This is a genomic window from Comamonas sp. DB36, assembly GCF_057914905.1.
In genome coordinates this window covers 233,455-259,358 of record NZ_CP196633.1, presented here as the reverse complement: position 1 = coordinate 259,358, position 25,904 = coordinate 233,455, and the positions used below count along the sequence as shown (strand labels likewise).

Sequence of the window (25,904 nt, the reverse complement as noted above, 5' to 3'; positions counted from 1 at the left end):
ACACGATGAATGCCCACCCACAGGATTTGACCATGAACACCGATGCCGCCACCTTTCCCCAGAACGCCTGGTATGTCGCCGGCTGGGACGCCGAGATAGGCCGGAACCTGCTGGCCAGAACCATCTGCGACCATGACATGGTGTTGTACCGCAAGCTCGACGGCCAGGCCGTGGCGCTGGCCGACAGCTGCTGGCACCGCCTGCTGCCGCTGTCGCAAGGCCGGCTCGCGGGCGACGAGCTGGTCTGCGGCTACCACGGCCTGCGCTTCAACGCGACCGGGCGCTGCACGCACATGCCTTCGCAGGAGACCATCAACCCGTCGGCCTGCGTGCGCTCCTACCCGGTGGTCGAGCGCCACCGCTTTGTCTGGGTCTGGCCCGGCGACCCGGCCCAGGCCGACCCGGCGCTGGTTCCCGATCTGGGCTGGTTCGACGATCCCGCATGGGTGGGCGACGGCCGCATGACGCCGGTGCAGGCCGACTACCGGCTGGTCATAGACAACCTCATGGACCTGACGCATGAAACCTTCGTGCATGCCTCCAGCATAGGCAACGAGGCCTTGACCGAAGCGCCGTTCGAGGCCTTCCACGGCGAGCGCACCGCGACCGTGGAGCGCTGGATACTCGACCAGGAGGCGCCGCCTTTCTGGGCCGCCCAGCTCGGCCGGCCCGGACCCGTGGACCGCTGGCAATACATCTACTTCCTGTCGCCCGCGGTGGTGGTGCTCGACGTGGGCGTGGCCGTCGCGGGAACGGGCGCGCCCCAGGGCGATCGCAGCCAGGGCGTGGGCATGTGGGTGGTGCACATTCCCACGCCTTCGACGCGCAACAGCTGCTACTACTTCTGGTGCCATCTGCGCAACTACCAGCTGCACGACCAGGGCCTCACGCGCCGCATCATGGAGGCCGCGTCTGCCATCCTCAAGGAGGACGAGGACGTGATCGAGGCGCAGCAGCGCGCGCTGGCGCGCAACCCGCAGCGCGGCTTCAACAACCTCAACATCGACGCCGGATCGCTGTGGGCGCGCCGGCGCATAGACCAGATGATCGCCCAGGAACAGCCGCGCGCGATCCGTCTCGTCACGGCCGCGTGAAGGAGTGGCCATGCACAAGCTCGCTACCTGGCTGCCAGTGCGCGTCGATGCAATGCGTGATCTCACGCCGTCGATACGCGAGTTCAAGATCGTCGGACTGCCACCCGCAACCTGCACACCCGGCGCACATGTCAATGTGCGCGTGCTGATCGGCGGTGCGCCCGACCACCGCTCGTACTCGGTGACGCGCCAGCTGCCGGACGGCAGCTTCTTCATCGCGGTCAAGCGCGCGCCGCAAAGCCGTGGCGGCTCGGCCTACATGTGGGCGCTGGAAGTGGGCAGCCCGCTGCAGATCACGCCGCCGGCCTGCGATTTCGCGCTCCAGTATGGGCAGGCGCACTACCTGCTGATTGCGGGCGGCATAGGCATCACGCCCATCTACAGCATGGCGCTGGCACTGGCCGCGCGCGGCGCCGTGGTGCGCCTGCTCTATGCCGCGCGCAGCGCCGAGGAGTTTGCATTCCGCCAGGAACTCCAGGCCGCGCTGGGCAGCGGCGTGGAGTTCGTGTGCGCCGCCGCGGGCCAGCGCCTGGACATCGCCGCCGAGGTGAACGCGCTGCCGGCTGGCGCCGGACTCTATGTCTGCGGTCCCATCGGGCTGATGGACGCGGTCAGGGAGGTCTGGGCCGCAAGCCGGCGCGCGCCCACGCAGCTGCACTTCGAGACCTTTGGCGCCGGTGGTCGCCACGCCACGCAGGCGTTCACGGTCCATGTGCCGCGTCTGGGCCTGCGTCTGCAGGTGCCCGGCACCCAATCAATGCTGGATGCGCTGACGCAAGCCGGTGTGCCGCTGCTGTCGGACTGCCGGCGCGGCGAATGCGGACTGTGCGCCGTCGACATCCTCGAGCTGCACGGCGAACTCGATCACCGCGATGTGTTCTTCAGCGCGCAGGAGCAGCGCAGCGCGCGCCGCATGTGCGCCTGCGTCTCGCGCCTGGCGGGCGGCGAAGTCAGCATAGAGGCGGCCTGGCGCCCGGACCCGGTGCTGCGCTAGCGCCTGCGCGGCGTCGGCCCCGGGCCGCACAGCCTCAATCCTGCAGCGCCTTGCGCACTTCGATCTGGAACTGCTCGCTGCTGCGCAGGCGCTGGTATTCGCGGTAGGCGGCGCGGTACGCCGGGGTCTCCAGGCCGTGCGAGGTCGCCAGGACTTCGTAGCGGTCCAGGCCGGCGCGCCGCCAGAGCACCAGATCAGCGACCACTTCGGCGCGCGACAGGCCCGCAGGTTCCGGCGTCGCCGGACGGTCCGCAGGGGCTGCGGCGCTGGCCGCGAACGAGGCCAGCAATGCCGCGGCGCAGGCAATGGATGCAAGGCCACGCAGGGCGGTATGGGGATGGGAGTTCAACATGGTGTTCCGGTAAAAATGAGGGAAGGGAAACGGCCTGGGGCCGGCGGAGAAAGCACGGGAAAGAGCGGGGTGGTTCACAACCTCCTTGTTGGCGAGGTGACGGGCAGCGATGCCGGCTGCGCCGGCGCCATTGGCGGGCAATTAGAGGGGGGGCGGCGGTGGCGGTGTCCAGCCGCCGCCCAGCGCCTTGAAGAGGGCCACGGCCGCGCGCGCCGACTCGGTACGGGCCTGGGCCTGCGCATCGCGCACGCTCAGCAGGCCTTCATCGGCCTGCAGCACTTCGATCAGGCTGACCACGCCCTTGTCATAGGCCGCGCCAGAAGCTTCGCGTGCGCGTGTCAATGAATGCAGGCCTTGCGCCAGCACCGTCTCCAGTTCTTGCCGGCGCGCGCGCGCCAGCAGGGCGTTTTCCACATCCTCCGTGGCGCGCAGCAACGCTTGCCGGTAGGCGGCAAGCGCCTGCGCTTCCTGCGCCTGGGCCTGGTCTATCTGGGCGTTGATGCGGCCGAAGTCAAACAGCCGCCAGCGCAGCCCGGCCACGGCAGCGGCCTGGGTCGCGCCGCCGCTGAAAAGCTGGCCGCTGCCCATCGATGTCGCACTGCCTATCAGGCCGCTGAGCGAAAGCTTGGGGTAATACTCCGCCATCGCCACGCCAATGCGCGCATTCGAAGCCGCCAGCCGCCGCTCGGCCGCAATGATGTCCGGGCGGCGGCGCAGCAGCTCACCCGGCGCGCCGCCGGGCAGCATGGCGGGCAGCGCGGGCAAGGCCTGACCGCCGGCAAGTTGCGCCCTGTGGGTGCCGGGCATCTCGCCCAGCAGCACATCCATGGCGTTCATTGCCGTTTCGAGCGCGGCTTCGAGCATGGGGAGAGTGGCCTGGGCGCGTGACAGCGCGGCTTCGACCTGCCTGACCTGCAGTTCGGCGGCCAGCCCCTTGTCCCAGCGCAGCGCGATGGTGGAGCGCAACTGCTGCTGGGTGCGCACCTGCTGGCGTGCGATTTCCAGCCGGTTTTGCAGCCCGCGGATGTGGAAGAAAGTGTCTGCGGTCTGCGCAGCCACCGCGAGCCGCACGGCCACGGCAGCGGCGGCCGTGGCCTGGTAGTCGGCCTGCGCTGCCTGCCTGGCGCGCTTCAAGCCACCAAACACATCGATTTCCCAGCCCACGGCCAGATTGGCTTCGTGGGCATTGCCGTAGCGGGCGAAGTCCGGCGTCGCGCCGAGCACCTGCCCCAGGGGCGTCTGCAGCGAGTGGTAGGCACGCGACGTCTGGGCGCTGACGCTGCCCGAAGGCAGCAGCGCGGCGCCGGCGGCGTCCAGCCCGGCCCGGGCCTCGCTCACCCTGGCCGACGCCTGGGCGAGATCCAGGTTCTGCGCCAGGGCCAGGGCCACGAGATGCGTGAGCTGCGGGTCGCCGAAAGTCGTCCACCATGCCGAAAGCGCGCTGTCGGTCGCGAAGCTGGACGCCGTTTCCTCGCCCGCTGCCGGGCCTCTGGTGAAAGCCTGGGGCGTGGGCGCTGCGGGCGGCCGGTAGTCGGGGCCGACCGCACAGGCCGCGCAGAGGCTGGAAACGATCAGGGCGCAAAGCAGGGGAAGACGGGGCATGGTCAATGAAAGCAAGGAAATGACGCTGTGACTATATTATGATTTGGTCACTCGTTGTAGGTTTTTTTTGCCCGGGGTAAGCTTGTGACCATGAATACCCCCAACGTCTATCCCGTTTCGGCGCGCGGACCCGTCGAACACGATGTGCGTGCGCAGATCGTCACTGCAGCCAAAGAGCACTTCAGCCGCTACGGCTATGAAAAGACGACGGTTTCCGACCTGGCCAAGTCGATTGGTTTTTCCAAGGCCTACATCTACAAGTTCTTCGAATCAAAGCAGGTGATAGGCGAGTTGATCTGCTCCAACTGCCTGATCGAAATGGAAGCCGAAATCCGCCAGGCCGTGGCCGACGCCGGGCGCCCGCCCGAGCAGCTGCGCCGCATGTTCAAGGCGATAGTGACAGTGACACTGCGGCTTTTTTCCGAGGATAGAAAGCTCTACGAGATCGCCACCTCGGCGTCCGCCGAGCGCTGGCAGGCAACGGTTGCCTATGAAAGAAACATGCACCAGCTGCTGCTGGAAATTCTTGAAGCCGGCCGGCAGTCGGGCGACTTCGAGCGCAAGACGCCGCTGGACGAGGCGGGCGAGGCGATCTTCCTGATCATGCGTCCCTTCCTCAATCCCCTGCTGCTGCAGCACAGCCTCGAGCATGCGGAACAGGCGCCGGCGCAGCTTGCGGGACTGGCATTGCGCAGCCTGTCGCCTTGAATTTTTCTTTGTGACTATTGACAAAATTAGTCACTAGTCAAAAAATCGGGTCCTGCTCAATTCTCGGGACTCCCATGCTTAGGCACCGCCATCTGTCTGTCGCAGCGCTCTGCACGCTGCCGCTTGCACTCATCGCCTGCGGAAAAACCACCGCCCCCGATCCCCGCACCGGCATTCCCCTGGTGCGCACCGTCGAGGTCGCGCCCGGCGCCTCCTCCGAGCGGGCCTTTACCGGCATCATTGCCGCGCGGGTGCAAAGCGATCTGGGCTTTCGCGTCTCCGGCAAGGTCCTGGAGCGTCTGGTGGATGCCGGACAGTCCGTGAAACGCGGCCAGCCCCTGCTGCGCATCGATCCCGTGGACCTGCAGCTGGCCGCCCAGGCGCAGGACGACGCCGTGGCCGCCGCCACGGCCCGGGCACTGCAGGCCGGCGAGGAAGAGGCACGCTTTCGCGACCTGCGCGGCACGGGCGCCATCTCGGCCTCGGCCTACGACCAGGTCAAGGCGGCGGCGGACAGCGCCACGGCACAGCTCAGGGCGGCGCAAGCCCAGGCACAGGCGGCACGCAACGCCAGTGGCTACGCGGAACTGCGCGCCGACGCCGACGGCGTGGTAGTCGAAACCCTGGTCGAGCCTGGCCAGGTGGTCAGCGCCGGCCAGGTGGTGGTGCGGCTGGCACAGGCGGGCCGGCGGGAAGCGGTGGTCCAGCTGCCGGAGACGCTTCGCCCGCCCTTGGGCTCGCCGGCCCTGGCCAGCGTCTACGGCAAGGAGGACGCCGCCGTTCCCGCCAGGCTGCGTCAGCTCGCCGATGTCGCCGACCGGGCGACGCGCACCTTCGAGGCGCGCTATGTGCTGGAAGGCGGCGGCGCCCATGCTCCGCTGGGAAGCACGGTCACGGTGAGAATCGCCGGCCGGCCGCAGTCGGGCGAAGCCGCCTTGCAGGTGCCGCTGAGCGCGCTGCTCGACGACGGAAACGGCCCCGCGGTCTGGTTGCTCAAGGGCACGCAGGTGGAGCGCCAGCGCGTGGCGATCGCGCGCATGGACGCAGACACAGCGCATGTCACGGGCGCGCTGCGGCCAGGCGACACCATCGTCGCCCTGGGCGCGCATCTGCTCAAGGATGGCGCCACGGTGCGCGTTGCTGCACCAGCGCCGGCAGCGCCGGCCACGGGAGGCCGCAGTGAGTAAGGGCCGTTTCAATCTCTCCGCGCTGGCGGTGCGCGAGCGCTCCGTCACGCTGTTCCTGATCCTGCTGATCTCTGTTGCGGGAGTGATCTCTTTCCTGCAGCTGGGGCGCGCCGAAGACCCGGCCTTTACTGTCAAGGTGATGACCGTCGTCACCGCCTGGCCCGGCGCGACCGCGCAGGAGATGCAGGACCAGGTGGCCGAGAAGCTGGAAAAGCGCCTGCAGGAGCTGCGCTGGTACGACCGCGCGGAAACCTTCGTCAGGCCGGGCATGGCGTTCACCACGCTCACGCTGCAGGACTCCACCCCGCCGGCCGAAGTGCAGGGGGAGTTCTACCAGGCGCGCAAGAAGCTCGGCGACGAGGCGGCAAACCTTCCCGCCGGGGTGATGGGGCCGATGGTGAACGACGAGTATGCGGACGTCACCTTTGCTCTTTATGCGCTCAAGGCCCGCGGCGCGCCGCAGCGCGCGCTGGTGCGCGATGCCGAGGCGCTGCGCCAGCGTCTGCTGCATGTGCCCGGGGTGAAGAAAGTCAACATCGTGGGCGAGCAGTCCGAGCGCATCCATGTGGAGTTCTCGCATGAACGTCTGGCGACGCTGGGAATCGGTCCGCAGGAAGTGTTCTCGGCCCTGAACCAGCAAAACGCCTTGACGCCCGCGGGTTCGGTGGAAACCGCGGGCCCGCGGGTTTTCATCCGCATCGACGGCGCCTTCGACGAACTGCAGAAGATCCGCGACATGCCCATCGTGGCCCAGGGCCGCACGCTCAAGCTGTCCGATGTCGCCAGCGTCACCCGCGGCTACGAGGACCCGGCGACCTTCATCGTGCGCAATGCCGGCGAGCCCGCGCTGCTGCTGGGGGTCATCATGCGCGACGGCTGGAACGGGCTCGATCTGGGCCGTTCCCTGGACCGGGAAGTCGCGGCCATCAATGCCGACATGCCGCTGGGCATGGGCCTGGCCAAGGTGACGGACCAGTCCGAAAACATCAGCGCCTCGGTCGATGAGTTCATGGTCAAGTTCTTCGCGGCGCTGGTGGTGGTGCTGGTGGTGTGCTTCGTCAGCATGGGCTGGCGCGTGGGCGTGGTGGTGGCGGCCGCCGTGCCGCTGACGCTGGCCGCGGTGTTCGTCATCATGGCGGCCACGGGCAAGAATTTTGACCGCATCACGCTGGGCTCGCTGATCCTGGCACTGGGCCTGCTGGTGGATGACGCCATCATCGCCATCGAGATGATGGTGGTGAAGATGGAGCAGGGCTACGACCGCGTGGCGGCCTCGGCCTACGCCTGGAGCCGTACCGCCGCACCCATGCTGTCGGGCACGCTGGTGACGGCCGTGGGCTTCATGCCCAACGGCTTTGCCCGCTCCACCGCGGGCGAGTACACCAGCAACATGTTCTGGATCGTGGGCATCGCGCTCATCGTTTCCTGGGTGGTGGCGGTGGTGTTCACGCCGTATCTCGGCGTCCGGCTCCTGCCGGAAATCAAGAAGGTCGAAGGCGGACATGCGGCCATGTACGGCACGCCGCGCTACCAACGTTTTCGCCGCATGCTGGGCAGCGTGATCGCGCGCAAGTGGCTGGTGGCCGGCGCGGTGGCTGCCCTCATGGCCGCAGCCGTTCTGGGCATGGCCCTCGTGAAAAAGCAGTTCTTCCCCATCTCCGATCGACCGGAAGTGCTGGTCGAGGTGCAGATGCCCTATGGAACGTCGATGGCGCGCACCGACGCGGCCACGGCCAAGGTCGAGGCCTGGCTGGCGCAGCAGGCGGAAGCGAAGATCGTCACCGCCTATGTGGGCCAGGGCGCGCCCCGGTTCTACCTGGCCATCTCGCCCGAGCTGCCCGACCCCGCGTTTGCCAAGATCGTCGTGCGCACCGACAGCCAGCAGCAGCGCGAAGCGCTCAAGGCGCGGCTGCGCGAGGCCATAGAGCAAGGGCTGGCGCCCGAGGCGCGGCTGCGTGTCACCCAGCTGGTGTTCGGGCCCTACTCGCCGTTCCCCGTCGCCTACCGCATCTCGGGCCCGGACCCGGACAAGCTGCGCGAGATCGCCGCCCAGGTGCAGCAGGTGATGGCCGCCAGCCCGCTGATGCGCACGGTCAACGCCGACTGGGGCGTGCGCACGCCGGTGATGCACTTCACCTTGCAGCAGGATCGCCTGCAGGCGGCCGGGCTGAGCTCGACGGCGGTGGCGCAGCAGCTGCAGTTCCTGCTCAGCGGCATTCCCGTGACCAGCGTGCGCGAAGACATACGCACGGTGCAGGTCACGGCGCGCTCTGCGGGTGGCAACCGCCTTGATCCGGCAAAGATCGCCGATTTCACCCTGACCACCGCCAGCGGCCAACGCATACCGCTGTCGCAGGTGGGAGAAACCAGCATCCGCATGGAAGAGCCCGTCATGCGGCGCCGCGACCGCGTGCCCACCATCACGGTCCAGGGCGATATCGCCGAAGAACTTCAGCCCCCCGATGTCTCCGCCGCCATCTCCGCGCAGCTGCTGCCGATCAAGAATGCGCTGCCCGCGGGCTACCGCATCGACCAGGCCGGCGCGATCGAGGAGTCGGGCAAGGCGATGACGGCGATGCTGCCGCTGTTCCCCATCATGATTGCCATCACCCTTTTGATCATCATCCTGCAGGTGCGCTCGATGTCGGCAATGGTCATGGTGTTTCTCACCAGCCCCCTGGGCCTGATAGGCGTGGTGCCGACCCTGATCCTGTTCCAGCAGCCTTTCGGCATCAATGCCCTGGTCGGGCTGATCGCGCTCTCTGGCATTCTGATGCGCAATACGCTGATTCTGATCGGGCAGATCCAGCAGAACGAGCAGGAGGGGCTGGACGCGTTCCAGGCCGTGGTGGAGGCCACGGTGCAACGCGCCCGTCCGGTGATCCTCACCGCCCTGGCGGCGATCCTGGCGTTCATTCCCCTGACCCATTCGGTGTTCTGGGGGACGCTGGCGTATACGCTGATCGGCGGCACGCTGGCCGGCACGGTTCTGACGCTGGTGTTTCTGCCGGCCATGTATGCCATCTGGTTTCGCACCCAGCCGGTCAGGCAGGCTGACCCGGCAGAACCGCGCACAGCCGTCCCCGCGCCGCTCGCATAGGCTGCGCGCGCATCCCTGCCGGCGCCGCTTGCGCCTGGTTCGGGCGCCCGAACCCAGGCCGTGGAATCGATGGCCGGCGTTGCTGTGGCGCGGCGAGCTATTCGGGGCGCAGGTCGACGGCCCTGGCCAGCGGGTCGTAGGCCGCGCGCCCCTGGCGTGCCATTTCTGCCTGCTTTTGCGGCGTGCTGCCAATCTGCACAAAGCCGTTGGACTGCAGCCAGCTCGCGTTGTCTTGGCTGTCCATGGCCAGGAGCAGTGCCCTGTTGAGGGCGGCGACAACCGGCTGCGGCGTGCCGCTCGGCGCCCAGAAGCCAAACCAGTCGGGCGCCAGCGTGATGCCTGGGACAGCTTCATAGATGGTGGGCACGTTGGCAAAGCGCTGGTTGCGCTGAGGGCTGAGCACGGCCAGGGGGCGCAGCTGGCCTTGCTGCAGGAACTGGCCAATGCCCGCCAGCGAGCCGAAGCCGCAGTCCAGGCGTCCACCGATCACGTCCTGGATCGCGGCCAGCGTGCCCTTATAGGGGACATGGGTGAGGCCCATCTGCGCCGACTGCGACATCGACTGCGCCGTCAGATGAAACGGCGAGCCCACCCCGCTGGTGCCGAACGTCAGCCCGTCCTTGCGCGACCGGGCCAGGGCGATGAATTCCTCCATGTTTTTCGCTTGCAATTGGGGTGAGCACACCAGGAACATCTGCGGCTCGATGGCGGCCATCACGGGCACGAAGTCGGCGGTGCCGAAGCGCGATGTGGGACTCAGATGCTTGACGGCCAGGATCTCGGCCACCGAGGTGAACAGCAGCGTGTAGCCGTCGGGCGCGGCGGCAAGCACGGTGCGCGCGCCAATGATGCCGTTGCCCCCGGGCTTGTTTTCCACCACCACCGGCTGACCGAGGCTTGCGCCCAGGCGCGGCGCCATGCGGCGCAGCCAGACATCGGGGCCGGTGCCGGCAGGCGTGGGCAAAACCATTCTGATGGGCTGTGCGGGCCAGGCTTTTGCGGGGGCGGCCCGGGGCAGCAGCCACAGTGCGGCCAGAGATGCGCCAAGAAAGCGCGAACGTGTCAGCATGTGCGTCTCCTGCGGCCTGTGGTCATGGAGGCTTGCGTGCTCACTGATTGGTGATGCCGCGCGCCTTGATGATCGGACCCCAGCGGTCCTGCTCCTGGCGCACATAGGTGCTCATTGCTTCCGGTGTGCCGGGAATGGCTTCCATGCCCAGTTCCGCGAGCTTGCGCACCACATCGGCATTGGCCAGCGAAGCCTGCAGGGCTTTGGAGATCAGGCGCACGCGCTCGGCGGCGGTGTCCCTGGGCACCACCAGCCCTTGCCAGGCATAGACGGCGTGCTGCGCCAGGTTCAGCTCTTTGAGCGTGGGCACCTGGGGCAGTTGCGCCAGGCGCTTGTCGCCCGTGACGGCCAGGGGCACGAGCTTGCCTTCCTTCACGAAGGGCAGGGACAGCGACGGTGCCAGCGCCGCCACCTTGATCTGTCCGCCGGCAAGGTCCTGCAAGGCGGGGGCATCGCCCTTGTAGGGCACGTGATCGGCCTGCGTTCCCGTGGTGCCGAGCAGCATCTCCATGGCGAGGTGGTGCGGCGTGCCCACGCCTGCCGTGCCGTAGCCCATGCTGCCTTTGCGGATCTGCTCCATGAGCTCGTCCATGTTCTTGATGCCGCTTTGGGGGGAGGCGGCAATCAGGATGGGAAAGCGGCCCATCAGCCCGACGCTGGCAAAGCTCTTTTGCGCGTCATAGCGGATGCGCGGGTAGATCGCCGGATTGAACGCGAGGATGGCGACATCGGCGGTCAGCAGGTTGTAGCCGTCGGGCGCGGCGTGCGAGACGGCTTCGGCGGCAATCATGCCGGCCGCGCCCGCACGGTTGTCGATGACGACCTGCTGCTTGAGCTGCCTGGCGAGTTCCACCCCGACGGTGCGCGCCAGCACATCGGTGCCGCCGCCGGCGGGAAAGCCCACCGTCCATTTGATGGGCTTGGTCGGAAAGGCTTCGGCCTGGGCCGCGAAGCAAGGCGCAGCGGCTGCCATTGCCAGGCTGCAGATCAGGGCGCGGCGGGAGAGGGCGGGGAAAAATCGTGCGTACATGTCTTGTCTCCTGATGGTGGTTCTGGGGGAGGGCGGCGGGGGCCGCCGCTGCCAAGGCGATGGGCGTGGTCCGGAATCAGGCCGATACCTGTGCCAGCGCGGCGCGCGCATCCTGCACGCCATGGCCCAGGTCGTCGGCCGGGCCCGGCGGCGCGAACAGATCCTTGGCCGCGCCTTCGATCAGCGTCTTGAGTTCCTGCAGCGAGTGCGCGACGCCGTAGACATAGCGGTCCGGGCGCACCAGCACGGCCAGGCCGCGGTACTGCCTGAGCCATTGCGTGAACAGCTGCTCCTGCTCCTCGACATGCAGCACTTGCGCATCCGCATTGCCGGGCGCGGTGAAGGCGCTGTCATGGACGACCACCGTGCGTCCGTTCATTCGCCGCCATGCGGGCAACTGGCTCCACTCTTGCGTGGGCAGCTCGGGCGTGGTCGCAATCCAGAAGCCGCAGGGCATGACGTCGTCCATGCGCGTCCAGCCTTCGCCCTGGCGCACCCAGGGCTGCACGAACAGGTCGCCCGCGCCGGTCAGCAGCGAGCCGTCCGCGTTGCGCGCCAGTGCGCCGGTTTCCAGGCCGGGAATGAACTTCTGGCGAACGGTCTGCGCCTGGCCCGAACGCAGCAGCGCGCCCAGTTCCTCGTCGCGCTGGCGCGCCCTGGCCGCGTCGAGTTCGCCGATGATCAGGCCGAACGCCTTGGCATGGCCGACGACGCTGCGCACATGCTTTTTGCGCTCGTGACCGTAGGTGTCCAGAATGCGCGGGCTGTAGCCGCGGCGTTCCACCCCGTCGATCTTCCAGGCCAGGTTGACTGCGTCGCGCACCGCGGCGCACAGGCCCTGGCCGAGAAATGGCGGCATCTGGTGCGCGCTGTCGCCCAGCAGGAAGACGCGGTCGAAGCGCCAGTCGTCGACCACCACGGCGTGGAAGCGGTAGACGGCAATGCGGCACAGCTCCAGATGCGTGGTGTCGACAAACGACGACAGCGCATTCATCACCAGCGCCGGGTTCTTCATGAACTCCTCGGGGTCCTCGCCGGGCAGCATCTTCATTTCCCAGCGGCGCAGGTTGTCCGGGCCGACGATGTAGGTGCCGGGGCGCGAGGGGCGGCAATACTGCACGCAGCGTTCGGGCAGCTCGACCGGGCCGCGAATCCACAGATCGACCACGATCCACCATTCGTCGAAAGCCAGGTCTTCCACGCTGGCGTTCTCGCGCAGCCGTATGGGGCTGTTGGCGCCCTCGCACGAGAGCAGGTAGCGGCCGGTCAGGTGCAGCGTCTGCTGATCGGACAGACGCTGGAGCTCGACCTGCACGCCGTCGCCGCGCTTTTCGTGGCGCAGGAGCCTGTGGCCGAGCAGTTCGGTGACGTTGCCAAAGCGCGCCACGCCCCGGCGCAGCGTGGCTTCGAGCTCGGGCTGGACAAACATCCAGGTAGGCTCCCAGGCGAGCTGGTTGGGCGGAGGCGCGGGGTAAAAGCGCTTGATCACCTGGCCGTCCATGCCAACGAAGTCGGTGCCCGGGTGGGGGGTGCTGCGCGCGTTGATTTCGTCGGCCAGGCCGATCTCCTGGAACACGCGCATCACTTCCTGGTCGGCGGTGATGGCGCGCGGCTTGTCGAAGATGGCGTCAAACTGGTCGATGACGGCCACGCGGTAGCCGCGCTGGCCCATGAGGTTCGCCATGGTCGCGCCCGCGGGCCCGTAGCCGGAAATGATGATGTCGTAGTCGCCCGCGTGGACGCCGATTTTTTCGCTCATGTGCTCTTTCTTTGTGCTCTGTAGGGTACTGAAGGCGCAGGCCTGCCGATCAGCCGCGCTGGTAGCCGCTGGCCGCGCCAAAGACCTTTTCGCGCTGCGACCAGTCATGCGTCTGGGCCCACAGGTCGAGCACCGCGGGTGCTTCCTTCTCGAATTCGGGATAGCGCGCCGGGTCGCAGGTGCGGGCCGTGAGCTCCAGGCGGTGGCCGGACGGATCGAAGAAGTAGATCGACTGGATGAAGTCGTCGTGGTTGGTTTCGCCCAGCACGTTCAGCCCCTTGGCTTGCAGATCCTTCTTGGCCTGCCTCAGTGCGTCGAGGCTTTCCACTTCGAAGGCGAAGTGCTGCACCCAGCCGGGGGTATGCGGGTCGCGGCCCGAAGGCTCACCTGCGTCCTGCGGGCATTCGAAGAAGGCAATGTTGCTGCCGTCTTGCATCTCGAAAAAGATGTGGATGTGCGGGCTGTATTTGCCGGTGGAGGGCACATGGTCCTCGCCCATGGCGTGGGCGAATTTGAGTCCCAGCACCTCGGTGTAGAAGCGCGTGGTCTCCACTGCGTCCTTGCAGCGAAAGGCGGCGTGATGAAGTTTCTTGCACAGCATGTCGTTTTCCTTCGGTTGTTGTTTGGCTTCGGCGGCGCCCGCCTTGCGGGAGCCAGGGCGCCGGCCTGCTCGCATGCGCATGGAATGTCCACCTATCGGACATTGCTGTGGACGCATGACTTGATTGTTTTCTAATAGGCTCACAGACAAAAGGCATGTGTCCGATAAACGAACGTGAAATTGCCCGCCGGGGCAGGTTCGCTGAGTTGATTACTGCGGCGCTTGCCGATAACACCCATGGGTCCATCCAATGAACTCGAAAATCACCACCGACGCCGGCTCTCTCAAGCGCGGCGTGGCCTTGCTCAAAATCCTGGCGACCGCCGGCAGCCGCGGACGGGCGCTGACGGAGGTGGCCGAGAAGGCGGGGATTCCGCATCCCACGGCGCACCGCATCCTCAAGCAGCTCATTGCCGAAGGCCTGGCCATCCAGCATTTCGAGACGCACCGCTACAAGCTCGGGCCGCTGGTGTTCGAGCTCGGCCTGGCCGGATCGAGCCTGCATGACATCCGCGATCTGTGCGAGCCGTCGATGCGCGATCTGGCGCAGGCCACCGAGGACACGGTCTATCTGGTGCTGCGCAGCGGTTTCGAGGCCGTTTGCATGCACCGCTGCGAGGGGCCTTTCCCCATCCGCGCCCTGGTGCTGGAGGTCGGCAGCCGCAGGCCGCTGGGCGTGGGCGCGGGCGGGCTGGCGATTCTCGCGGCCATAGAGCCGCACGAGCGCAGCGCCATCATCGAACGCGTGGAGCCCTCCTTGGCCGACTTCGGCAACATGAACCCCGACCTGCTGATGCAGGCCTGCGACCAGACGGTTGCCGACGGCATGTCGCTGGTGCAGAACAAGGTGAGCATGGGCGTGACCGCGGTGGGCATGGCGTTTCGCAACTCGGTGGGCACCTCCATTGGTGCGATCAGCGTGGCGGCGCTGACCCAGCGCATGCCCAACTCGCGCATCCAGAAGATTGCGGCCCAGCTGCGGCGCGAGGCGGCCAACATCGAGGCGCGCCTGCGCAAAAGCAATTGGAGCCAGGCCAACGCGCAGCGGACCTGAGCCGCCGGTGCGCGGGCCTGGCATCAGGCCCAAGCCAGGACTTCCTGCAAGGCCTGGTCCAGTGCCGCGCGCGCATTGCTGCTGGCGCCCATCGAGCGCCAGGCAATGAAGCGGTCGGGACGCACCAAAATGGCACCGCCAGGGCCGAACTCGCGCTTCTTGCTCCACTCGCCGCTGAGGTCGAAATGCTCGCCCCTGTCGATGCCTATGGTGCAGGCATGCAGCGGTATGCCGCGCTGACGGGCAATGGCGCGTGCGGCATCGCACCAGTCGCCGGCGTCTTCGCCGGCAATCAGCACGAAATGGCCCGCAGCGGTGAGGTCGTAGATGGAGTAGCGGCCCCCGGTGTTCTCCAGCCAGGCGTGGGGCAGGGAGTGGCCGGGCTTGGTGCTGGGCCGGAAATCGCAGATGGCGTCAAGCGGCGCGGGCGCGGGCAGATCGTCCGCCAGCAGCGCGCCTTGCGCGTAGACATAGCCGAAGTTGGCCTGCAGGTGTTTGTATGTGGTGCGGGCAATGCCCATGCCCGCGGTCGCCCGCCGGCGTGCGGCGTCGGCGTCGGCGCCTTCGGCCCACAGGCGGCGCAGTGCGGCCCAGTTCTCCTGCGGGCCTTGCCCGGGTGAGAAACCGAACGCCGCGGCGATCTTCCAGGCGTTCTGCCAGTTTTCGTAGGCGGAAGAGACGATCATCTGCGCTACCGGCCGGCGCTCGTGCTCGTAGGTGTCGAGCAAGGCATCGCCGGCTGCGCCGCGCAGCACGGCGGCGAGTTTCCAGCACAGGTTGTAGCTGTCCTGCACGGCGCTGTTCAGGCCATGGGCGCCTGCGGGCGGCATGCGGTGCGCGGCATCGCCCAGAATGAAGGCGCGGCCGATGCGGTACTTCGAGGCCACCGTGGCGTTGAGCGCCCAGCGCGAGATCTGCAGCACCTCGATGTGCTCGCGTGGAATACCTAGAATCGCACAGGTGCGGCGCGCGACTTCCTCGTCGGTATACGGCTTGTGCTCGCCGGGCGCGGCGATCATGTTGAACACCCAGTGCGGTGAATGCACGCCCCAGGTGGTCGGCCCCATGGGCACGAGCACGCCGGGTTCGCCCACATCGGGGTTCAGAATGGTGCGGTTGAGCACGTCGCTGGTCTCGCCCGCGGGGAAGTAGCGGCTCAGGTCGGCCGCGAAGTGCACGGAGATGGTGGTCGCCACCGCATCGTGGCCCTGCATCTCGATGCCCAGCTGGGCGCCCACGGTCTGGCCGCCGTCGCAGGCCAGCAGGTATTTGGCGCGCACGGTGTAGGTGGTGCCGCTGTCGCGATCGAGCACCTGTGCCTGCACGCCTTGCGCGTCTTGCTTGAACGACTGGAACTGGTGATGGAAGCGTATGCCGCCGGGCGCGAGTTCCTCGGCGCGCGCGCGCAGCAGCGGCTCGAGCTGGGCCTGGGCGAGATTGGTGTAGCTGTTGTCGCTGGCCGCGCGCCAGTCGTTGTCGAGGCCGCCGCGGCCGAAGGCGCCCAGGCGCGCGATTTCGCGGCCATGGTCTGGCGTGGGCCCGGCCAGGCCTGCGTACCAGCCGACATAGCGCATGTTTTCATCCGGACAGGCCACGGCGCGTATCGCGTCCTCGACGCCGATTTCGCGGAAGATTTCCATGGTCTTGATGGACAGAAGATGCGCCTTGGGCAGCGCCGATGTCGCCGGGTATTTGCTGACCACGCAGTTGGCGATGCCGTATTGCGACAGCAGCATAGAGGCGCAAAGACCTGTTGCGCCGCCGCCCACGATCAGCACGTCGGTTTCGATATCGAGAGGGTGTTTCATGATGAGGGGAAAATCGCGGAGTTAAAGATCGAGCACCAGCCGCTGGCTCTTGCAGCCCGAGACGCAAATCAGCATGCGCTGGTTGGCCTGGCGTTCGGCGTCCGAGAGCACGCTGTCGCGGTGATCGGGAATGCCTTCGAGCACCAGCGTTTCGCAGGCGCCGCACAGGCCTTCTTCGCAGCTTGTGAGCGGCTGCACGCCGCATTGGCGAATGGCCTGCAGCAGCGATTGGCCGCGCTGGACTTCGAGCGTCTTGCGGCTGCGCTGCAGCACCACGGTGTACCGGGACTGCGCGTCCTGCGCCGCGGCCACGGCCACGGCGTTGAAGCGCTCGATGTGGCTGCGCTCGCCATGGCCCAGCCGTTCGCAGCAGGCCGTGAAGTGGTCCAGCATCACGGCCGGACCGCAGGCGTAGTAGTGCGTGCCGGGCTGGTTGCGCGCGGCCAGCAGCGCCTGCAGATCGGCCGGGCCGGCGTTTTCGTCATCGAAGTGCAGATGCAGCGCAATTCCCAGCGCCTGGAGTTCGTCGACGAACGCCGCGCTGTGCGCGCTGCGCGCGAGGTAGATCACCTCTACCGATGCGCCGATGCCGGCCAGGCGCTTGGCCATGCTCAGCAGCGGCGTGATGCCTATGCCACCGGCGACCAGCACGGAATGCGGCGCATCTTCATGCAGCGCAAACGCGTTGCGCGGCGCGCTGATGGCAAGCGGCATGCCGACGCGCAGGGTTTCGTGCACGCAGCGCGAGCCGCCACGGCTGGCGCGATCCTTGAGCACGCCGATCACATAGCGCTGGGCGTCGTCCGGACGGTTCTTCAGCGAGTAGCTGCGCACCATGCCGTTGGGCAGATGCAGGTCGATGTGGGCGCCCGCGGTGAACGCCGGAAAAGTCTCGCCGGCGACGGGACGCAGGTCCAGGCTGACGATGTCCTGCGCCTCGCAGGACATGGTGTGGATGAAGGCGTTGAGTGGTCGGGACATGGCGCTCAGGCTGCGGCGCTGGCCGGTTCTGTCTGTGCCTGCTGCTCCTGCTGGATCATGGCTTCGAGCATGCGGCGTGCACGGTTGGAGCCGCTGTCGGGGCCCAGATGCACGGGTTTGAGGCTCCAGAATTCATGGCCTTGCACCGATTTGGCTGCGGCTTCGATCAAGGGCAGGTCTTCGATCTCGAACGCGTAGTCGAGCATGCGGCGCAGGCGCTCGTCCTCGCCGTCGGACTCGAGGTTGATGCCGCGCGCCACGCCCCAGAAATAATGGCATTCGTTCTCGGACACGGGCGTGACCATGTGCGCCAGCAACTGTTCCATGCCTTGCTCGCGCCTTGCGCCCACGGGCGTTTCGCCGATCTTGAGCATCACGTTGCCGGGCGCATTCCAGCGCGTGTCTATCCACATGTCGACGCGCTCCCAGGGAATGCTTTCGTAGATAGGGATGGGCTGCTGCGGCACATCGGCGAACCACCAGTTGTTCCAGAGCTCCTGCTCGTTCTGTTGGAGCGACTGCTTGCCTTGCTGCACCAGGCCGTTGCCGCCAAAGGTCTTGCGGTGCGTCCACTCGATGTGGCTCACGTCCATCAGGTTGTCCACCACGTATTCGTAGTTGGCCTTCACGCTGATACGTCCGCACACCGTGCGATTGGTGGCGCTGTCCACGAGGAAGGCGTAATCGGGAATCAGCGCCTCGTCGGCCAGCGCCTGGTCGCCGAGCCAGATCCAGACGACCGAGTGCTTGGCCAGCACCTTGTACGAAGGAATCCTGCAGCCTGCGGGAATGCGCTCGGAGAACGGATTCTTCACGCAGTCGCCCCGGGCGTTGAACTCCAGGCCGTGATAGGGGCAGACCACATTGCCGTTGACCACGTCACCCAGGCTCAGCGGCGCGAAGCGGTGCGGGCAGCGGTCCTGCACCGCGCCCAGCTGACCGTCTGCGGTCCGGAAAACGACGATCGCCGTCTCGGCCACCACGCGTGCGAACTTGCCGTCGTTCGCGAGTTCGTTTTCCCAGCCAATCATGTACCAGGTGTTCTTCAGCAAACGCTTCATCGCCAGTCTCCTCAATGTGGGTTATGTATAAAAAAATTGGACGGAACCGGTTTCCTTGGAAATCCAATCACGAATCATTTATTTGATGGATTCGATGCGGTTGGCAGGTTATCTGGATTGAATTTCTTGCGTAACTCAGTGTTTACCCTTGAGGAAAGAAAATACCCCGTGCCAGTGCAATTGGCTGATGGGATAGGGCTTTTTCAACGCATTTTTTTATAGATGACGCAAGGCTGGGTCGTTCCTGTTGGCATCCTGACTCAGGGTTTCCACGGGGCTAAAACTGTTCAATTGGTGGAATTCATGGCGAGCCGAGTGCCACTACTTGGCACAGTTCAATCTCATGCAAGATGCATGGCCTCCCGTGCGCATTGAACAAAAACATGGCGGGATGTTTTCAGGAATCGCCTGGAGCAAGGGTTAACACCCACTTTCCATAAAATTATTGATGGATGTTATAAAAAATGTGCTTTATTTGATTAGGTCTTCGTTGTTTTGAAAAATAGACTTCAGGCTGATTTCAACGGGAGACATAAATGGGTGTAGTGAATATTCAGCACTTTGCTTTGCAAGTGCCGGAGCTGAGCATTGCCAAGGCTTTTTATGATGATTTCGGTTTGAAGACTGATTATGAAAATGGCAAGCTGATTTGCCGCTGCGAAGGCCGCGATCAAATCCAGGTGGTGCTTTCCGAAGGCAAGCGCAAGCGCCTGCACTACGTGAGCTTCGGCACCACGGCCGCCCACCTCGAAGGCATGCGCCAGCGTCTGGCGGCGCGCGGCGTGGCGTTCACCAGCACGGTGGAAGGCAGCGACATCGAAGGCCTGTGGTTCAAGGACTTCGACGGCATGCTGACCAATGTGCAGGTGGCCGACGAGGCGCCCTGGGACGAGGCCGCGCGCGTGGCGTTCAACGCCGCCGAGATGCGCCGCGTGCGCCGCGGCCGCACCGCGCTGATGGATGAAAAGCCGATCAAGCCGCGCCGCCTGGGCCATGTGGTGCTGTTCTCCACCGATCCGGGCAGGAAAGTCGAGTTCTACAACGATGTGTTCCAGCTGCGGCTGAGCGACACCGTGGCCTCGTTCCTGAGCTTTCTGCACAGCGGCGGCGGCAGCGATCACCACATCGTGGCGTTCGGCAAGTCCACTTCCTATGGCCTGCACCACGCGGGCTTCGACGTGGCGACCACCGACGAAGTCGGCGCCGCGGCGCGCCAGATGGTCAACAAGGGCTATATCGCGGGCTGGGGCCCGGGCCGTCACTTCGTGGGATCGAACACTTTCGCCTATGTGCGCGACCCCTGGAACAGCATGCACGAGTACTTCTCGGACATGGATTTCATCCATGACGGCGAGCACTGGGAGCCGCAGGATTGGGTGCATCTGGGCACGCGCAGCATCTGGGGCGATTCGGAGCCGCCGGATTTCGCGAAGAACTTCGAAACGCCCGAACTCAGCCCAGCGTCCATGACCCACGCAGACAAGCCATGACCACGAACACTCCATTGGTGCACAACGTGCTGGGCAGCGCCCTGGTCAAGGAGGTGCGCAATCCTTCGACCGGACAGGTGATAGGCGAGCTGCATTGCGCCCAGGCGCAGGATGTGGACGCCATCATCGCCAAGGCGGACCGCGCGTTCGCCAGCTGGCGCAAGGTGCCGGCGCGCGAGCGCGCACGCCTGCTGCTGCAGCTGGCCGCGCTGTTCGAGCGCGACAAGGAGCATCTGGCCTACCTCGAGGCGATAGACAACGGCAAGCCCGTCGGCTTTGCGCTGATGGCCGACATGGCCAACCTGATCGACACGGCGCGCTATGTGGCCGGCCTGGCCGACAAGCTCGAAGGCCGCAACGTCAATGTGCCGCCCATGCAAGGCCAGCGCGCCGTGGCCTCCACGAGCTGGCAGCCGCTGGGCGTGATCGCCGCGATTGCCGCCAGCAATGCGCCCAACATGTACGTGGGCTGGAAGGCGCTGCCGGCGATTGCGGCGGGCAATACCGTGGTCTACAAACCCGCCGAAGAGGCGTCGCTGGCCACGCTGTACATCGCCGGGCTGTTTGCCGAAGCCGGTTTTCCCGAAGGCGTGTTCAACGTCATTCCCGGCGAGGGCCGGGTGATAGGCGATCTGCTCACGCTCGATGCGCGCGTGAGGAAGGTCTCGTTCACGGGCGGCGAACAGGTCGGGGCGCATATCGCCACACTCGCCGCGCGCCAGGCCAAGCCGGTGACGCTGGAGCTCGGCGGCAAGGCCGCGCAGATCATCACCGAGAACGCCGATTTCGCGCGCGCCATCAAGATTGCCGCGCTGGGCTTCATGGCCAACCAGGGCCAGATCTGCGCCGCGGGCACCCGCCTGCTGGTGCCGCGCGCGCAAGTGGAGCGCGTCGTCGAAGGTCTGCGCGCCGAGATCGCGGCGCAGAACATCGGCGAGGCCACGCTTGTGCAGACCAGCTACGGCCCGCTGGGCAGCGCCAAGGCCCTGCAGCGCGTGTCCGCCTATGTCGAGCAGGCGCGCCGGGAAGGCGACCAGGCGCTGATCGGCGGCCAGCGGATAGCGCGCGATGGCTTCTTCTTCGAGCCCACGCTGTTTCTGTGCACGCCCGCATCCACGCTGGTGCAGGAAGAGGTGTTCGGCCCCGTGGCGGCCGTGCTCGCCTACGACAGCATCGACGAAGCCGTGCAGCTGGCCAACAGCAGCAAGTACGGACTGAGCTCGGGCGTCTTCACGCAGGACCTCGACGAGGCGCTGCGCATCGCCGACGCGCTCGATGTGGGCAATGTGTGGGTCAACGGCTTCGGCCTGATCGATCCCTGCCTGCCATGGGGCGGCATCAAGGCCAGCGGTTACGGCCGCGAGAACGGCATCGATGCGCTCAAGCCCATGTGCTACGAGAAGGCGCTGACCATCCAGTTCAACTGAACGGCGCACCAGAAAACCAGGATTCACATGCAATACGAAATCACTTTTCCCTCCGACGGTCTGACGCTCTCGGGCGTGGTGCACCGGCCCGACGGCATGGCCGGCAAGCGTCCCGCCGTGATCGTCACGCATGGCTTCGGCGGAACCAAGGGCGCAACGCACGAGAAGGAAGCCGATCTCTACGAAGCCTGGGGCTACGTGGTGCTGCGCTTCGACTACCGCGGCTGCGGCGACAGCCAGGGCCGGCGCGGCCACATCCTCTGCACCGATCAGGTCGCGGACACGCGCAACGCCATTTCCTGGATGGCCGCGCAGGAGTTCGTCGACGCCGACCGCATCATGCTGAGCGGCCAGAGCTTTGGCGCCGCAGTGAACGTGTATACAGGCGCGGTCGATGCACGCGTCAAGGCCGTGGTGTCCATAGGCGGCTGGGGCGACGGCCTCGAGAAGTCCAGGGACCAGCATGCTTCGCCCGCGCAATGGGCGGCGTTCACCGGCAAGATCGCCGAAGGCCGCGCCCACCGCGAGAAGACCGGCGAGAGCTTCATGGTCAAGCGCTGGGACATAGTGCCGATTCCCGAGCACATGCGCGGCCACCTGCCCGCGGGCGCGGTGATGGACTTCACGTCCCAGACCATGGAGAGCATCTGCGCCTTCCGCCCCAACGAAGTGGTGGCGCTGATGGCGCCGCGTCCCCTGCTGCTGGTGCACTCGGCCAACGACAGCGTGACGCCCACGCGCCAGGCCATAGAGCTGTTCCAGAAGGCAGGCAAGGGCTGCGAGCTGCATCTGCTCAGCGAAATCGACCATTTCCCCTTTGCCGACGGCGACAGCATGTTCATCGAAATCCTCGCCTACTGGCTGCAGCGCAACTTTCCCGCGAGCGCCTGAGCGGCACGCAGCGCCGAACGAGCATCCAAAAACCACCTCACATTTCAGCTCACAGGAGACAAACCATGAAAAAGAAGATCGCCATCATCGGCGCCGGCCTGGGCGGCCTCACCACGGCCCTGCAACTGCATGCGCTGGGTTTTGCGCCCATCGTGTTCGAAGCCGCGCGGGAAATCCGTCCGCTGGGCGTGGGCATCGTGTCGCAAACCTATGCGACCAAGGAAATCACCGCGCTGGGTCTGCTCGACGAGCTCAACGCCAACTCGGTGGACGCGACCGAGTCGCTGTATTACAACCAGTACGGCCAGGAAATCTACGGCGAGCGCTGCGGCACGCACATGGGCTATGCGCATGCGATGCGCTACATCCACCGCGGCACGGCGCAGATGATGCTCTACAAGGCCGTGATCGAACGCCTGGGCAAGGACGCCGTGGTGTCGGGCATGCGCTGCACGGGCTTCACGCAGGATGCGGATTCGGCCACGGCGCTGTTCAAGGACGAGGCGGGCAACGTGAGCGAATACCGCTGCGACGCCATCGTCGCCGCCGACGGCATCAAGTCCGCCGTGCGCCGCCAGCTCTATCCCGCGTCGCACGAGCCGCATTACTCGGGCATCACGCTGTGGCGCGGGGTCACCAAGATGAAGCCGTTCAAGGGCGGCGGCACCATCTTGCACATCGGCGCGCCCAGCCAGGGCAGCCTGATCGTCTATCCGATTGCCGACAACATCGATGCCGACGGCAATACGCTGGTCAACTGGGTGGTCGAGCAAAACGGCCGCCCCGCAGGCGTGGAAGACTGGAACGCCAAAGCCGATGTGAAGGAGATCGCGCACATGTTCGACGAGTGCGAACTGGACTTCATCGACGCGGGCAAGCTGCTGCGCGACGCGTCGGAAGTCTATGTCTTCCCGCTGATCGACCACGATCCGTTGCAAAAGTGGAGCTTCGGGCGCGTGACGCTGATCGGCGACGCGGCCCATGCCATGTACCCGCGCGGCGGCAACGGTGCCTGCCAGGCCTTTGTCGATGCGCGCGTGGTCGCGGAATGCCTGTCCATCCACGACTCGGTCGAGGAGGCATTCCTGCAATACGAAACGCAGCGCCTGCCCATCGCCAACAAGATCGTGATGGCCAACCGCGGCGATGGTCCTGAAGTCGTGCGCCGCATCGTCGAGGAACGCACCGGCGGCCAGCGCTTCGACGACATTGAAAAAGTCTTGCCGTTCGAGGAGGCCGACTCGATTTTCAAGCAGTACCATCGGCTGGCCGGCATGAAGCGCCCGAACGACAGCGCGCCCAGCGGCTTCCGCTCGGTCTTTGCCGAGTAAACAGACCACAGTCCAGGAGACACGATGAGCATGGCTTATGACCGCGCGGGGCCCTTGCCCCTATGAACGTCGATCCCAAGCACATCATCCAGCTGCACATGATCGTGGAGCTGGGCTCCTACAGCCGGGCGGCGGAGAAGCTCAACATCACCCAGCCGGGGCTCACGCGCAATATCCGGGTGCTGGAGGAGAGGCTGGGCGTCAAGCTGCTGCGCCGGGGGAAGACCGGAGCGCGGCCCACGGACGAAGGCAAGATGATCGCGTCCTATGGGAAAAAGCTGTTCGAGATCAACCAGCGCGTGTCGGGCTACTTCGACGGCCTGCGCGTGGGGGACTTCGGCAAGATTCGCCTGGGCCTGGCCTACACGCTGTCCAACGCCTATCTGGCCAAGCCCATTCATGAGTATCTCGAAGAAAAGACCCATTCGGTGATACAGGTGAGTTCAGGCTCGACGCTGGAGCTGGTCGAGCAACTGCAGGCCGAGAAGATCGATGTGGTGCTCGGCGGCGTGCAAATCAGCAAGGCGGGCGACGACTATGTGTTCGAGGCCCTGACCAAGAACTATCTCATGGTCGTGGGGCGCAAGGGACATCCGCTGGTCAGCAAGGTGCAGGTCGGCAACAAGGATCTGGAGGCCTTCCGCTGGATCATTTCCGCCGAGTTCGACCCGATTCGCAAGGATGTGGATTCGTTCCTGAGCGCGCTGGGCATCAAGAAGAACATGATTTCGCTCGAGGTCTCCTCGACGAGTCTGATCATCGAGACGCTGCTGATCTCCGACTATCTGGTCGCGCTGCCTTCGGTGATCGCGCAGAAGCTGATCGATGTGGGGCTGGTGTCCGAAGTGAAGATCGCCGAGGTCCACAACCTGCGGCCCATTGGCGTCGCCTACCGGCGCAACAGCCTGAACGAATCCTTCGTGCAGTCGTTCGTCACGCACATCAAGCGCTGGTTTGCCAGCCACCATGGTCCCATGGAAGACGCCTGATTTTCTGCGGCGGGCAGGGGTTTTCTCTGCGGGACCATCGCGCCCGCAGTGCGCAGTTGGTGCTTTCTCGAATCAATGACGTTGGATATTAATCGTCCAATTTTTTTATTGATATTTTTGATTTTTCTATGAATCGCCCGATATTGCCGGCGAGGGCGCAGCCTGGCTGTAATTCATGGTGAAGTAAATATCTCATGTCATGTTCATCTATCGAAATATCGCCGTGGGATGGGGATAAATTTCGCCATCATTCGTGTTCTCAGCTGCGGAATGTTGTCAAGTTGAATAAAGAGATTTATTGGCCTGAATGCATATCCTGGGCCGAGCTTGGTTGGGTTTGATATCAATAAAAGGAGACAAGAAATGCAAAAGAAATGGATGGCCCACGCCGTCATGGCATGCATCGCTGCCACCGGTGCGGCGCAGGCCTCGGTACACCAGCCCCAGGGTTTGAATCTGGGCGGAACCAGCTTCATGGATGGTTTTGGTTCCAACGATCCGGGCTGGGCGTATATCCAGCTGTTTCGCGTCAATCGCATCAACAAGACCACGGATTCCAGCGGCGAGCCCAATCCGCTGCTCAAGGACCCGCGCATCAAGAGCGAGCTGTCGCTGCACCAGATTCTGTACAACACCGATGTGACCATAGGCGGCGGACGACTGGGCTTTACTGCCATTCTTCCGCTGGTGCGCCTGGGCGCGAAGACGGCCGCAGACAGTCCCGTGCAGCTGCATTCGAGCAGCGGCATAGGCCTGGGTGATCTGACGCTGGGCGCCTACCTGCAGATGCGCCCCGTCATGCAGGACGGCCGGCCGGTATTTTCCCAGCGCTTCGAGCTCGATATTCTTGCGCCCACGGGCCAGTACGATGCCAAATATTCGGCCAATCGCGGCACGAATTACTGGTCTATCAACCCCAGCTGGGCCATGACCTGGCTGCCCAGCAAGAAACTGGAGTTGAGCACCCGGCTGCATTATCTCTACAACGCAAAGAACAGCGAGCCTGACGGTGTTGCCCCTTTTATAACGAACTATCAATCGGGTCAGGCGGTCTGGGCCAACTTTGCTGCCAGCTACGCCATCAATGAACAGTGGCGGGCGGGCATCAGCGGCTATTACTTCAAGCAGCTGAGCGAAGACAAGGCAAATGGCGAGAAACTGACGGGAAGCAAGACCACGGGCTTGGCGATGGGCCCTGGAGTGATGTGGAGAATGGATCCGCACAATATTTTCATGGCCAATTTCTATCTGCCGGTGGTCAATAAAAACAACCTGTCTGGCAAAACCCTGAACATCCGCTGGGTCCACCCCTTCTGATGAATATCTGAAAACAAAAAAGGAGACATTATGGCCGCCAGTATAAAAACTGTCGTATT

General features: G+C 65.3%; 21 protein-coding genes. 12 read left to right on the top strand and 9 right to left on the bottom strand.

All coding sequences use genetic code 11. The features are described from left to right. Window positions 1–32: 32 nt before the first annotated feature. Window positions 33–1,094 carry an aromatic ring-hydroxylating dioxygenase subunit alpha gene (locus ACSVDO_RS25595; RefSeq protein WP_489597873.1) on the top strand — a complete coding sequence of 354 codons (1,062 nt, stop codon included), beginning with the start codon at window positions 33–35 and terminating at the stop codon, window positions 1,092–1,094. Window positions 1,095–1,104: 10 nt separating this feature from the next. Further along, window positions 1,105–2,088, top strand: coding sequence for a PDR/VanB family oxidoreductase (locus ACSVDO_RS25590; protein ID WP_489597872.1), 984 nt, complete (start codon window positions 1,105–1,107; stop codon window positions 2,086–2,088). Between the two features lie 34 nt (window positions 2,089–2,122). Here ACSVDO_RS25590 and ACSVDO_RS25585 read toward each other — a convergent pair whose 3' ends face one another. Both ACSVDO_RS25585 and ACSVDO_RS25580 read right to left on the bottom strand, forming a co-directional pair. Continuing rightward, window positions 2,123–2,440 (bottom strand): DUF4148 domain-containing protein, encoded by a 318-nt coding sequence (locus ACSVDO_RS25585; RefSeq protein WP_489597871.1) that lies wholly within the window; start codon window positions 2,438–2,440, stop codon window positions 2,123–2,125. Between the two features lie 141 nt (window positions 2,441–2,581). Beyond that, window positions 2,582–4,042 (bottom strand): efflux transporter outer membrane subunit, encoded by a 1,461-nt coding sequence (locus ACSVDO_RS25580; protein ID WP_489597870.1) that lies wholly within the window; start codon window positions 4,040–4,042, stop codon window positions 2,582–2,584. Window positions 4,043–4,132: 90 nt separating this feature from the next. On the opposite strand from ACSVDO_RS25580, the gene ACSVDO_RS25575 reads away from it, so the two are divergent. From ACSVDO_RS25575 to ACSVDO_RS25565, 3 genes are all read left to right on the top strand, one after another. Then, window positions 4,133–4,750 carry a TetR/AcrR family transcriptional regulator gene (locus tag ACSVDO_RS25575; protein ID WP_489597869.1) on the top strand — a complete coding sequence of 206 codons (618 nt, stop codon included), beginning with the start codon at window positions 4,133–4,135 and terminating at the stop codon, window positions 4,748–4,750. A 74-nt stretch (window positions 4,751–4,824) separates the two neighbouring features. After that, window positions 4,825–5,937 (top strand): efflux RND transporter periplasmic adaptor subunit, encoded by a 1,113-nt coding sequence (locus tag ACSVDO_RS25570; protein WP_489597868.1) that lies wholly within the window; start codon window positions 4,825–4,827, stop codon window positions 5,935–5,937. Continuing rightward, window positions 5,930–9,037, top strand: coding sequence for an efflux RND transporter permease subunit (locus ACSVDO_RS25565; RefSeq protein WP_489597867.1), 3,108 nt, complete (start codon window positions 5,930–5,932; stop codon window positions 9,035–9,037). The genes ACSVDO_RS25570 and ACSVDO_RS25565 overlap by 8 nt, the downstream gene beginning before the upstream one ends. 97 nt (window positions 9,038–9,134) lie before the next feature. On the opposite strand, the gene ACSVDO_RS25560 is transcribed toward ACSVDO_RS25565, so the two are convergent. The 4 genes from ACSVDO_RS25560 to ACSVDO_RS25545 form a co-directional block, all read right to left on the bottom strand. Continuing rightward, on the bottom strand, window positions 9,135–10,106 hold the full coding sequence (locus ACSVDO_RS25560; RefSeq protein WP_489597866.1) for a Bug family tripartite tricarboxylate transporter substrate binding protein: 972 nt from the start codon (window positions 10,104–10,106) through the stop codon (window positions 9,135–9,137). A gap of 40 nt (window positions 10,107–10,146) precedes the next feature. Beyond that, the gene (locus tag ACSVDO_RS25555) at window positions 10,147–11,136 is read right to left on the bottom strand and encodes a Bug family tripartite tricarboxylate transporter substrate binding protein (protein WP_489597865.1); all 990 of its coding nucleotides are present in this window, start codon (window positions 11,134–11,136) and stop codon (window positions 10,147–10,149) included. Between the two features lie 76 nt (window positions 11,137–11,212). Further along, on the bottom strand, window positions 11,213–12,895 hold the full coding sequence (locus ACSVDO_RS25550) for a bifunctional 3-(3-hydroxy-phenyl)propionate/3-hydroxycinnamic acid hydroxylase (protein WP_489597864.1): 1,683 nt from the start codon (window positions 12,893–12,895) through the stop codon (window positions 11,213–11,215). Window positions 12,896–12,944: 49 nt separating this feature from the next. After that, a complete protein-coding gene (locus tag ACSVDO_RS25545) occupies window positions 12,945–13,496 on the bottom strand; it encodes a VOC family protein (RefSeq protein WP_489597863.1) in 552 nt (183 codons plus the stop codon). A gap of 250 nt (window positions 13,497–13,746) precedes the next feature. On the opposite strand from ACSVDO_RS25545, the gene ACSVDO_RS25540 reads away from it, so the two are divergent. Further along, window positions 13,747–14,550 (top strand): IclR family transcriptional regulator, encoded by an 804-nt coding sequence (locus ACSVDO_RS25540; protein ID WP_489597862.1) that lies wholly within the window; start codon window positions 13,747–13,749, stop codon window positions 14,548–14,550. A gap of 23 nt (window positions 14,551–14,573) precedes the next feature. Here ACSVDO_RS25540 and ACSVDO_RS25535 read toward each other — a convergent pair whose 3' ends face one another. Genes ACSVDO_RS25535 through ACSVDO_RS25525 form a run of 3 tightly spaced genes read right to left on the bottom strand, consistent with a single transcriptional unit; the run spans window position 14,574 to window position 18,400 of the window. Next, on the bottom strand, window positions 14,574–16,358 hold the full coding sequence (locus tag ACSVDO_RS25535; protein WP_489597861.1) for an FAD-dependent monooxygenase: 1,785 nt from the start codon (window positions 16,356–16,358) through the stop codon (window positions 14,574–14,576). 21 nt (window positions 16,359–16,379) lie between these two features. Next, on the bottom strand, window positions 16,380–17,339 hold the full coding sequence (locus ACSVDO_RS25530) for a PDR/VanB family oxidoreductase (protein WP_489597860.1): 960 nt from the start codon (window positions 17,337–17,339) through the stop codon (window positions 16,380–16,382). A gap of 5 nt (window positions 17,340–17,344) precedes the next feature. Then, window positions 17,345–18,400 carry a Rieske 2Fe-2S domain-containing protein gene (locus ACSVDO_RS25525; RefSeq protein WP_489597859.1) on the bottom strand — a complete coding sequence of 352 codons (1,056 nt, stop codon included), beginning with the start codon at window positions 18,398–18,400 and terminating at the stop codon, window positions 17,345–17,347. Window positions 18,401–19,017: 617 nt separating this feature from the next. Between ACSVDO_RS25525 and ACSVDO_RS25520 the strand changes: the two genes are divergently transcribed. The 6 genes from ACSVDO_RS25520 to ACSVDO_RS25495 all read left to right on the top strand — a co-directional run bounded on the left by ACSVDO_RS25520 (window position 19,018) and on the right by ACSVDO_RS25495 (window position 25,845). Next, window positions 19,018–19,890, top strand: coding sequence for a VOC family protein (locus ACSVDO_RS25520; RefSeq protein ID WP_489597858.1), 873 nt, complete (start codon window positions 19,018–19,020; stop codon window positions 19,888–19,890). Beyond that, window positions 19,887–21,317: an aldehyde dehydrogenase family protein gene (locus ACSVDO_RS25515; protein WP_489597857.1), complete on the top strand. Its 1,431-nt coding sequence runs from the start codon at window positions 19,887–19,889 to the stop codon at window positions 21,315–21,317. Before ACSVDO_RS25520 ends, ACSVDO_RS25515 begins: the two co-directional genes overlap by 4 nt. Before the next feature lie 27 nt (window positions 21,318–21,344). Then, the gene (locus tag ACSVDO_RS25510) at window positions 21,345–22,208 is read left to right on the top strand and encodes an alpha/beta hydrolase (protein WP_489597856.1); all 864 of its coding nucleotides are present in this window, start codon (window positions 21,345–21,347) and stop codon (window positions 22,206–22,208) included. Between the two features lie 65 nt (window positions 22,209–22,273). Next, the gene (locus ACSVDO_RS25505; protein ID WP_489597855.1) at window positions 22,274–23,539 is read left to right on the top strand and encodes an FAD-dependent monooxygenase; all 1,266 of its coding nucleotides are present in this window, start codon (window positions 22,274–22,276) and stop codon (window positions 23,537–23,539) included. A gap of 62 nt (window positions 23,540–23,601) precedes the next feature. Then, window positions 23,602–24,528: a LysR family transcriptional regulator gene (locus ACSVDO_RS25500; protein WP_489597854.1), complete on the top strand. Its 927-nt coding sequence runs from the start codon at window positions 23,602–23,604 to the stop codon at window positions 24,526–24,528. A gap of 363 nt (window positions 24,529–24,891) precedes the next feature. Beyond that, window positions 24,892–25,845, top strand: a complete 954-nt coding sequence (locus ACSVDO_RS25495; protein ID WP_489597853.1) for a SphA family protein — start codon at window positions 24,892–24,894, stop codon at window positions 25,843–25,845. Window positions 25,846–25,904 lie beyond the last annotated feature (59 nt).

Bases quoted from the DNA above. Each gene is read 5' to 3' on its own strand.
- ACSVDO_RS25595 (WP_489597873.1), top strand. From the start codon at position 33: ATGAACACCGATGCCGCCACCTTTCCCCAGAACGCCTGGTATGTCGCC.
- ACSVDO_RS25590 (WP_489597872.1), top strand. From the start codon at position 1,105: ATGCACAAGCTCGCTACCTGGCTGCCAGTGCGCGTCGATGCAATGCGT.
- ACSVDO_RS25585 (WP_489597871.1), bottom strand. From the start codon at position 2,440: ATGTTGAACTCCCATCCCCATACCGCCCTGCGTGGCCTTGCATCCATT.
- ACSVDO_RS25580 (WP_489597870.1), bottom strand. From the start codon at position 4,042: ATGCCCCGTCTTCCCCTGCTTTGCGCCCTGATCGTTTCCAGCCTCTGC.
- ACSVDO_RS25575 (WP_489597869.1), top strand. From the start codon at position 4,133: ATGAATACCCCCAACGTCTATCCCGTTTCGGCGCGCGGACCCGTCGAA.
- ACSVDO_RS25570 (WP_489597868.1), top strand. From the start codon at position 4,825: ATGCTTAGGCACCGCCATCTGTCTGTCGCAGCGCTCTGCACGCTGCCG.
- ACSVDO_RS25560 (WP_489597866.1), bottom strand. From the start codon at position 10,106: ATGCTGACACGTTCGCGCTTTCTTGGCGCATCTCTGGCCGCACTGTGG.
- ACSVDO_RS25555 (WP_489597865.1), bottom strand. From the start codon at position 11,136: ATGTACGCACGATTTTTCCCCGCCCTCTCCCGCCGCGCCCTGATCTGC.
- ACSVDO_RS25550 (WP_489597864.1), bottom strand. From the start codon at position 12,895: ATGAGCGAAAAAATCGGCGTCCACGCGGGCGACTACGACATCATCATT.
- ACSVDO_RS25545 (WP_489597863.1), bottom strand. From the start codon at position 13,496: ATGCTGTGCAAGAAACTTCATCACGCCGCCTTTCGCTGCAAGGACGCA.
- ACSVDO_RS25540 (WP_489597862.1), top strand. From the start codon at position 13,747: ATGAACTCGAAAATCACCACCGACGCCGGCTCTCTCAAGCGCGGCGTG.
- ACSVDO_RS25535 (WP_489597861.1), bottom strand. From the start codon at position 16,358: ATGAAACACCCTCTCGATATCGAAACCGACGTGCTGATCGTGGGCGGC.
- ACSVDO_RS25530 (WP_489597860.1), bottom strand. From the start codon at position 17,339: ATGTCCCGACCACTCAACGCCTTCATCCACACCATGTCCTGCGAGGCG.
- ACSVDO_RS25525 (WP_489597859.1), bottom strand. From the start codon at position 18,400: ATGAAGCGTTTGCTGAAGAACACCTGGTACATGATTGGCTGGGAAAAC.
- ACSVDO_RS25515 (WP_489597857.1), top strand. From the start codon at position 19,887: ATGACCACGAACACTCCATTGGTGCACAACGTGCTGGGCAGCGCCCTG.
- ACSVDO_RS25510 (WP_489597856.1), top strand. From the start codon at position 21,345: ATGCAATACGAAATCACTTTTCCCTCCGACGGTCTGACGCTCTCGGGC.
- ACSVDO_RS25505 (WP_489597855.1), top strand. From the start codon at position 22,274: ATGAAAAAGAAGATCGCCATCATCGGCGCCGGCCTGGGCGGCCTCACC.
- ACSVDO_RS25500 (WP_489597854.1), top strand. From the start codon at position 23,602: ATGAACGTCGATCCCAAGCACATCATCCAGCTGCACATGATCGTGGAG.
- ACSVDO_RS25495 (WP_489597853.1), top strand. From the start codon at position 24,892: ATGCAAAAGAAATGGATGGCCCACGCCGTCATGGCATGCATCGCTGCC.